The sequence below is a fragment of the Mycobacterium sp. genome (genome assembly GCF_035506235.1).
GTDB lineage: Bacteria > Actinomycetota > Actinomycetes > Mycobacteriales > Mycobacteriaceae > Mycobacterium.
In genome coordinates, this window is the sequence record NZ_DATJPU010000112.1 from 24,192 (window position 1) to 31,419 (window position 7,228).

Here is a 7,228-nt window from a genome sequence, read left to right on the forward strand (position 1 = left end):
GCCGATATTTTCCGAATGCCCCTATCCTGTGTCGATGAGCGCGGATTCGCAGGTGGCGGCCGACGTCGCCGTGGGCCACCCACGCCGGTCGGTGATCGAGGCGGCGTGGCGCGAGATCGGCCCCGGTGTCGAGGTGCTCAGCAGCGACGACGGCGGACCGTTGAGCCGGACCGTCAAACGCATCCTCGACCCCTTGGTGCTCCGGTTACGATCAAATCCGCAGTACTCGGCCCCGGTCGTCCCGCCGGAAACCGCGGCCGCGATGCACGACCTGATCGTCGGGAACGCGCGTGAACTGCGTTATGCCGCAGCATGGTTCGATACCCTCAAGCTCGAGCGCCGCAGGCAGCGGATCCGCACCGGCAACGCCCAGGAACTGTACTTCCCAATCTGCTTCGAGCTCGCAGTGACGAAAGGCGCACCGGCGCCGCAGGATCGAGAAACGGCGGCGACCCTGCTCGCCGACATCCACCAGGGCCGCGACCGCACCGCGATCGAGACGCTGCGCCAATACGTGGCGAGCCCCGATGTCGTCGGCAGGCTGGCCGACCAGCTCGACCGCAGCTGGCGTGACGTGCGGCCCGCGCAAGCCGCCACCGGTCCGTTCCTGGCAGAGCTCGGCACGGTGCTGGGCCCCGCCAACAGTTATCGCGCCGCGGCGGCCCGGCAGCGCGCCTGGTCGGCCGCGATCGCCGACGCCACCCCGTACAACCTGGGGGCGCTGGCCCGGGTGGAAGAGGCCGAGCTGCCGTGGTCGATCGTCGAGCTCGGCTTGAGTTCGACTGTGCCACAACGACAACCCCGGATCGCGGGCGAATCCGACAGCGATCGTCCGCTGGATCGCAGCGTGGTGGTTCGGGTGCGCGCGACGTTGCGGCGCGCCCTGGACCGCGACGCGCTGCCCGACATCCCGCTGCTGTGCGAGGAGGAGGTCGACCGGGCGTCCGCGCCGTGGGGGCTGTTGTCCGAGGACAAGCAGGCCACGCTGGTGGCCGGCATCGAGGTGGCCGTCGAACTGGCGCCCCTGAGCCCCTCCGTCCCGAGCCGCTACGCGCTGGCGGCGCAGATCCAGGCCCGGCTGCGCAAGGAGGCCTACGTGTTGCACGCCCGGCGCTACCTCGCCGAGGGCGGCCCGATCCATCCCCGCCAACGGCAGGTGGTGGACGACCTCGGGGCCTACGCCCAGCCCTACCTGAGCCGGCTCTGGGCACGTCTGCACGGACGCGACGTCTGGCAGGAGCCCTGCGACGACGTCGACGAGGTGCGGTCCCTGCTGGAGGGCGTCGCCCGGTCGGTCAGCCTGGACCACCGGCAGCGGATCAAGGCGATGCTGGAATTGCGGGTGGCCGGATGAGATTGGTGGCCGACGCCGGCCTGTGGACGACGGGAACCGCGCCCGTCGAGACGCCGCTCACCGCGGTGCTGGAAGTCAGTGGCGCGGTGCTGTCCTGGATGATCGACGATCCTGCCGGCGATGCGGGCATCCGGATTACCTTCACGGATTTGTCACGCGCCGACTGGCTTTGGCGCGTCCTCGGCGAGTCCGGGCACGTCGCCCTGGTATCGGCGGTCGGCAGCGCGGCCGATCAACCGCACGGCATCGAGCTCGCCGGCGTCGAGATCGTGCCCGGATCGGTCGCCGCGCTCAGGCGGCTGGCCGTGGGCCATTGGCTGCGGCGCTGGTGGCCCGTCAGCCGCCTGGACGGTATCGCCGGACTCGACCGCGCGCTGCTCGACGTGGAGGTCGCGCTGCTGACCTCCGGCGCGCAGGGCTTCTTCACCGACGACACCCTGGATTCGGATGTGGTGGAGTTGCTGGCGCCGCACGCCCCCGCCCTGATCACCCACGTGTTGGGTGGCGATCCGAGGATCCGCGATTTGGTGCGGGCCGGCGCCGGGGTGGCCGACGAGGTGGGAGTGGACGGCGCCGGGTGGGCGGAACTATATGCGGCGCTGGATGATTCGGGCATGGCACTGGCCGGGGAGCCGATCCAGCCCGGTGGACGTCGGCACGACTACGCGCTGGCCGCCGGCGCCGGGGCGGGCCCGCGGGATACGGCCCCGATCGCCGGCGGTGTCGCGTCCATCAAGTGGAGTGCGGTGCCGCCCGGGATTTTCGACGCGGGCGAGAACACCGTCGAGTGGAGCGTTGAGGTGGCCGGCGCCGGTGTGGTCGCCGTCGTGCGCGCGGCCGTCATCGGGCCCGGCCGGGCCACCGGGATCGCGGTGCGACTGCGGTCCGGGGCCATCAACGGCAGCGGCGCCCTGGACGCCGACGGCGAGGCCACCTTGCCCCTGGTCGACGGCGAGCAGCGACTGGTGACGGAATCGGCTGCCTGGAACCATGATTGGTCGGCCACGTCGGTGATCATCGGCGCCGAGGTGCCGGGCGGGGCCGAGACGCGCGACACCCGAGACAGGGTCCGCCGGTGGGCGAGGACACGGTTGGACCGGCCACCGAACGACGCGTTCCTGGCCGAGATCCTGGCCGCCGAGTCCGATTACTGATCGTCTCGCCCGGCCGGGCGTCATTCCCTATGCTGAGCGAGTGCCAAACAACTATCGGGTCGTCCAGTGGAACACCGGGAACGTCGGAACGAGCTCGCTGCAATCGATCGCCGACAATCCCGCGCTTGAACTCGTGGGGTGTTATGCCTGGTCACAGGATAAGGTGGGCCGCGATGCCGGCGAGCTGGTCGGCATCGCGCCGCTGGGCGTCGCGGCCACCGACGACGTGGACGCGCTGCTTGCCCTGAAGCCGGACTGCGTCGTCTACAACCCCATGTGGATCGATGTGGACGAATTGGTCCGCATCCTGTCCACGGGCGTCAACGTGGTGATGACGGCGTCTTTCATCACCGGGGCCAACCTGGGCGAGGGCCGCGACCGAATCGTCGAAGCCTGCCAGAAGGGCGGGTCGACGATATTCGGTTCCGGCGTCAGCCCCGGCTTCGCCGAGCTGTTGGCCATCGTGTCGGCGATGGTGTGCAACAGGATCGACAAGGTCAGCGTGATCGAGGCCGCCGACACCACGTTCTATGACTCGCCCGCGACCGAGAAGCCGGTCGGCTTCGGCCAGCCGATCGACCACCCCGACCTGCAGGAGATGGCGCGCAAGGGGACGGCCATTTTCGGCGAGGCCGTCCGGCTGGTGGGCGACGCGCTCGGGGTCGAGCTCGACGAGGTGCGTTGCGTCGCCGAATTTGGCCAAACCACAGCCGATCTCGAAATGGCGTCCTGGACGATCGCCGCGGGATGTGTTGCGGGCGTCTACATCAGCTGGCAGGGCATCGTCGCCGGCAGAACCCTGATCGACCTCAACGTCCGGTGGCGCAAGGGGCAGACGCTCGAGCCCGATTGGAAGATCGACCAGGATGGCTGGGTCATCCAGATCGACGGCCAGCCGACGGTGACCACCAAGGTCGGCTTCCTGCCGCCCCCGTACTTCCAGGCCGAAACGATCGCCGACTTCATGGCGCTCGGGCACATCATGACGGCGATGCCCGTCATCAACGCGATCCCCGCCGTTGTCGCCGCGCCGCCGGGCATCGTCACCTACGCCGACCTGCCGCTCACGCTTCCGCGGGGCTACGTGCCTACGAGCTGACCCTCGCCCGACACCGCCCTCCGACGCGCGGGTTTGGTGTAGGCCGCGCCGAGCCGCGGCACCTCGAGCGGGCCCTGGTGGCGGGCGGCCTCGATGGCGTTGCGCAGCGGGCCGGCCAAGCCGGCGAACGACCCCATGTCGAACAGCAACGGCGTCAGCAAACGGTTGTGGACGAACGCGAAGGCGCTGCCGGATTCGGGGTCGGCCCAGCCGAGGGTTCCGCCCAGACCCACGTGGCCGAAGCCCTTGAGCAGGCCGGGCACCGGCGACTCGTGGTAGCCCAGGTGAAAAGGCATGGGCACCACCATGTTCGCGTCGGGCCACTTGCGCTGCGGCCGGCCCGTCAGGCCGCGCACCAAATCCTCGGACAGATACTTCTTGCCGTCGATGCGGCCGTCGTTGGCCAGCGCCGCATACATCTTGGCCAAACCGCGGCCGGTCACCACGCCGTTGGCCGCCGGCACCTCGCCGTCCAGGAACGCGGTCTCCCCCTTGATGAGGGATATGACGCCGGGGAAGTACATCGCCCCGAGGGCACCCGAGAACGGCAGGCCGGCCAGTTTCGGTGCGATGAAGTTGAACACCGGGGCGCGTAGCCTGCCCTGCGGTATCAGGACCTGAGCCGCCTTGGTCGGCGCGCCTTGGGGCGGGCGACCGAGGTGCAGCCCGTCGGTGTTGAGCGGACGTGCGATCTCCTGGCGGATGAGCTCTCGCATGCCTTTGCCCGTCACCGCACGGGCCAGACCCGACAGCAGCCACCCGTAGGTCAGCGCGTGATAGGCCTGCACGCCGCGCAGATGATCGACGGGCGCGGCGGCCAGGCGCTCCTCCATCAGGAGGTGGTCCATCAGCTCCGCCTTGGTGACACCCCTCAGGTGCGACAGCCCGGACCGGTGCCGCAACACATCGCGCACCGTGATGTCGCCCTTTCCGTTCGCCGCGAAGTCGGGCCAGTAGGCGGCGACGGGATCGTCATAGGACAGCAGGCCCCGGTCGGCCAGCCGGTGAATCACCGTCGACGCGACGCCCTTGGTCGCCGAGAACACCATCGCGCCGGTGTCAGCGGTCCAGCGCTCGGTGCCCGCCCGGTCCGACCAGCCCGTCCAGACGTCGACGACGGGCGCGCCGTCGATGTAGACGGCCAGCGCTCCTCCGCCGAACCGGCGGCCGGGGAACAGCCGGGCGAACAGTCCGACGACGCTGGTGAAATGGGGGTCGGCGGCGCCGGACACGCCGCGCGGCAGGCCGTCGTCGGTCACCAGCAGGGTTGCTCCCCGACGCGGTGTCATCACGCGAATGAAGCTATCAGCCTGGCAAAGCGCTGGACATAAGCCCGAACCGCAGGTCGATCACTCCGGCGGACGGGGGGCCTCGTCGCCGGGCGGCTGCTTCGGGGGCGAGGCGTTCAACCACTTTCTGAGCCGGAACAGTTGGTTGACCACCATGCCGATGCCCAGCAGCATCAACACCGCCACTATTCCCACCACAACTGCGGTGCTCACGACGTCCATGATGAGCGGATTGCCGTTCGGGTTTCAAGGTCGCCCGCCGCCGGGTAGCCACAACCAGCACAACGACACGATCAGGAGGGTGGAGCACATGAGCGGCACGGATAAGATGAAGAACAAAATCGAGGACTTGGGCGGCCGGGCCAAAGAGGCCGTCGGCAAGGCCACCGGGGACCACGACACCAGGGACGAGGGCCGGGCGGACCAGGCAAAGTCCAGCCTGAAAGACGCGGGCGAAAAAGTGAAGGACGCGTTCAAGAAGTAATGATGTTCGACGGATTGCCCCGGCTCGCTATGGGAGTCGCAGGGGCGGCGGCGGTGAGCGCCGCCGCCCTGCTGGGTGCGCCCGTTCCCTCGGCGGCCGGCGACCCGTGTCCGGACGTCGAGGTCGTCTTCGCCCGCGGCTCCGGCGAACCGCCCGGTGTCGGCGGCGTCGGTGGGTCATTCGTCGACGCTCTGCGCGGGCAGATCGGCGGCCGGTCGCTCGGTGTCTATCCGGTCAATTACCCCGCCAGCACCGACTTTTCCAACAGCGATTTCCCGATGACCGTCATCGACGGCATCCGTGACGCCGGTACGCACATCGAGTCGATGGCGGCGAACTGCCCCAAGACCAGAGAGGTCCTCGGCGGGTATTCCCAGGGCGCCGCCGTAGCCGGTTTCGTCACCTCTGCGGCCGTGCCGCCGGGCGTACCGGCGTCGATGGTGCCCCAGCCCATGCCGCCGGAGATCGCGAACCATGTCGCCGCGGTCACGCTGTTCGGGACGCCGTCGGGTCCGTGGCTGCAGAAGTACGGCGCACCGGTGATTGTCATCGGCCCGCTGTATCAGCCCAAGACCCTTGAGTTGTGCGCCCCGGGCGACGGAATCTGCGGTGACGGCACCGACGCCTTCGCGCATGTGTCCTATCCGCTGAACGGTATGACGGGCCAGGCCGCGACCTACGCGGCGGGTCACCTGTAGCGCGGTGCAGAATCGCACCATGCACGTTCTGGTCACGGGCGGCACGGGGTTCGTCGGCGGGTGGACCGCCAAGGCCATCGCCGACGCCGGGCACTCCATCCGGTTCCTGGTGCGAAACCCCGACCGGCTGCAGACCTCCGTCGCCAAACTCGGCGTCGACGTGTCGGACTTCGCCGTCGGCGACATCACCGATCGCGTATCGGTGCGCGAAGCCCTGCGGGGCTGCGACGCCGTCGTGCACAGCGCCGCCCTGGTGGCCGTCGACCCCCGTCAGACCAACGAGATGCTGACCACGAACATGCAGGGCGCGCAGAACGTCCTCGGCCAGTCCGTCGAGCTGGGCCTGGACCCGATCATTCACGTGTCGAGCTTCACCGCGCTGTTTCACCCGGGCTTGGAGACACTGACGGCGGACCTGCCGGTCGTGGGCGGGGCGGACGGCTACGGGACGTCCAAGGCGCAGGTCGAAATCTACGCTCGCGGACTGCAGGACGCCGGCGCGCCGGTGGACATCACCTACCCCGGCATGGTCCTCGGCCCACCTGCCGGCGACCAATTCGGCGAGGCCGGCGAGGGCGTCAAGGCGGCGGTGCAGATGCACGCGATCCCCGGGCGCAGCGCGGCGTGGTTGATCGTCGATGTCCGCGATCTGGCCGCGCTGCACGCGGCACTGCTGGAGCCGGGGCGCGGGCCGCGCCGCTACACCGCGGGCGGTCACCGGGTTCCCGCGGCGGAGCTCGCGACCATGCTGGGCCAGATTGCCGGCACCCCGATGGTGGCGGTCCCCATCCCCGACACCGCGCTGCGCGTGGCCGGGGCGGTGATGGATCGAGCGGGCCGGTTTCTGCCCTTCGACACCCCGTTCACGTCGGCGGGTATGCAGTACTACACGCAGATGCCAGCGTCGGACGATTCGCCCAGCGAGCGCGAACTCGGCATCACCTATCGGGATCCGAAAGAAACCGTCGCCGACACATTCGCGGCCCTGCGCGCTGCGGGCAGCTAGCCGCGAAAGTGCAACTACCGACGTCCCTTCTCGGTAAACGTGTTACCAGCCCCAACTTTCGAGAGGGACTTTCGGCTGTAATAGCGGGGGCCTAATCCTCTCGCCGGCTGCGGTCCGAGGAGGGAACATCGCCGTACGCTCGGA

The 7,228-nt window shown here is 69.4% G+C and carries 8 protein-coding genes; 6 read left to right on the top strand and 2 right to left on the bottom strand.

From position 1 onward, the window contains the following. Positions 1–34: 34 nt before the first annotated feature. The 3 genes from VMD50_RS10510 to VMD50_RS10520 are packed head-to-tail and all read left to right on the top strand — an operon-like array spanning position 35 to position 3,607. Positions 35–1,354, top strand: coding sequence for a hypothetical protein (locus tag VMD50_RS10510; RefSeq protein WP_325427502.1), 1,320 nt, complete (start codon positions 35–37; stop codon positions 1,352–1,354). Then, positions 1,351–2,508 carry a hypothetical protein gene (locus VMD50_RS10515; protein ID WP_325427504.1) on the top strand — a complete coding sequence of 386 codons (1,158 nt, stop codon included), beginning with the start codon at positions 1,351–1,353 and terminating at the stop codon, positions 2,506–2,508. The genes VMD50_RS10510 and VMD50_RS10515 overlap by 4 nt, the downstream gene beginning before the upstream one ends. Positions 2,509–2,548: 40 nt before the next feature. Next, on the top strand, positions 2,549–3,607 hold the full coding sequence (locus VMD50_RS10520) for an NAD(P)H-dependent amine dehydrogenase family protein (protein ID WP_325427506.1): 1,059 nt from the start codon (positions 2,549–2,551) through the stop codon (positions 3,605–3,607). Here VMD50_RS10520 and lipL read toward each other — a convergent pair. Together lipL and VMD50_RS10530 are read right to left on the bottom strand one after the other, a co-directional pair. Continuing rightward, the gene (gene lipL / locus VMD50_RS10525) at positions 3,589–4,896 is read right to left on the bottom strand and encodes an esterase/beta-lactamase LipL (RefSeq protein WP_325427512.1); all 1,308 of its coding nucleotides are present in this window, start codon (positions 4,894–4,896) and stop codon (positions 3,589–3,591) included. The two genes, VMD50_RS10520 and lipL, sit on opposite strands and share 19 nt — an antisense overlap. A gap of 60 nt (positions 4,897–4,956) precedes the next feature. Beyond that, positions 4,957–5,109, bottom strand: coding sequence for a hypothetical protein (locus VMD50_RS10530; protein WP_325427516.1), 153 nt, complete (start codon positions 5,107–5,109; stop codon positions 4,957–4,959). Between the two features lie 97 nt (positions 5,110–5,206). Between VMD50_RS10530 and VMD50_RS10535 the strand changes: the two genes are divergently transcribed. The 3 genes from VMD50_RS10535 to VMD50_RS10545 are packed head-to-tail and all read left to right on the top strand — an operon-like array spanning position 5,207 to position 7,084. Further along, positions 5,207–5,380, top strand: coding sequence for a CsbD family protein (locus tag VMD50_RS10535; protein ID WP_325427508.1), 174 nt, complete (start codon positions 5,207–5,209; stop codon positions 5,378–5,380). Between the two features lie 2 nt (positions 5,381–5,382). Further along, positions 5,383–6,078, top strand: coding sequence for a cutinase family protein (locus VMD50_RS10540; protein ID WP_414686041.1), 696 nt, complete (start codon positions 5,383–5,385; stop codon positions 6,076–6,078). Positions 6,079–6,097: 19 nt separating this feature from the next. After that, positions 6,098–7,084, top strand: coding sequence for an SDR family NAD(P)-dependent oxidoreductase (locus VMD50_RS10545; RefSeq protein ID WP_325427510.1), 987 nt, complete (start codon positions 6,098–6,100; stop codon positions 7,082–7,084). Positions 7,085–7,228 lie beyond the last annotated feature (144 nt).

Coding starts and splice junctions, on each gene's coding strand:
- VMD50_RS10540 (WP_414686041.1), top strand. CDS start 5,383: ATGTTCGACGGATTGCCCCGGCTCGCTATGGGAGTCGCAGGGGCGGCG.
- lipL (WP_325427512.1), bottom strand. CDS start 4,896: ATGACACCGCGTCGGGGAGCAACCCTGCTGGTGACCGACGACGGCCTG.
- VMD50_RS10510 (WP_325427502.1), top strand. CDS start 35: ATGAGCGCGGATTCGCAGGTGGCGGCCGACGTCGCCGTGGGCCACCCA.
- VMD50_RS10535 (WP_325427508.1), top strand. CDS start 5,207: ATGAGCGGCACGGATAAGATGAAGAACAAAATCGAGGACTTGGGCGGC.
- VMD50_RS10545 (WP_325427510.1), top strand. CDS start 6,098: ATGCACGTTCTGGTCACGGGCGGCACGGGGTTCGTCGGCGGGTGGACC.
- VMD50_RS10515 (WP_325427504.1), top strand. CDS start 1,351: ATGAGATTGGTGGCCGACGCCGGCCTGTGGACGACGGGAACCGCGCCC.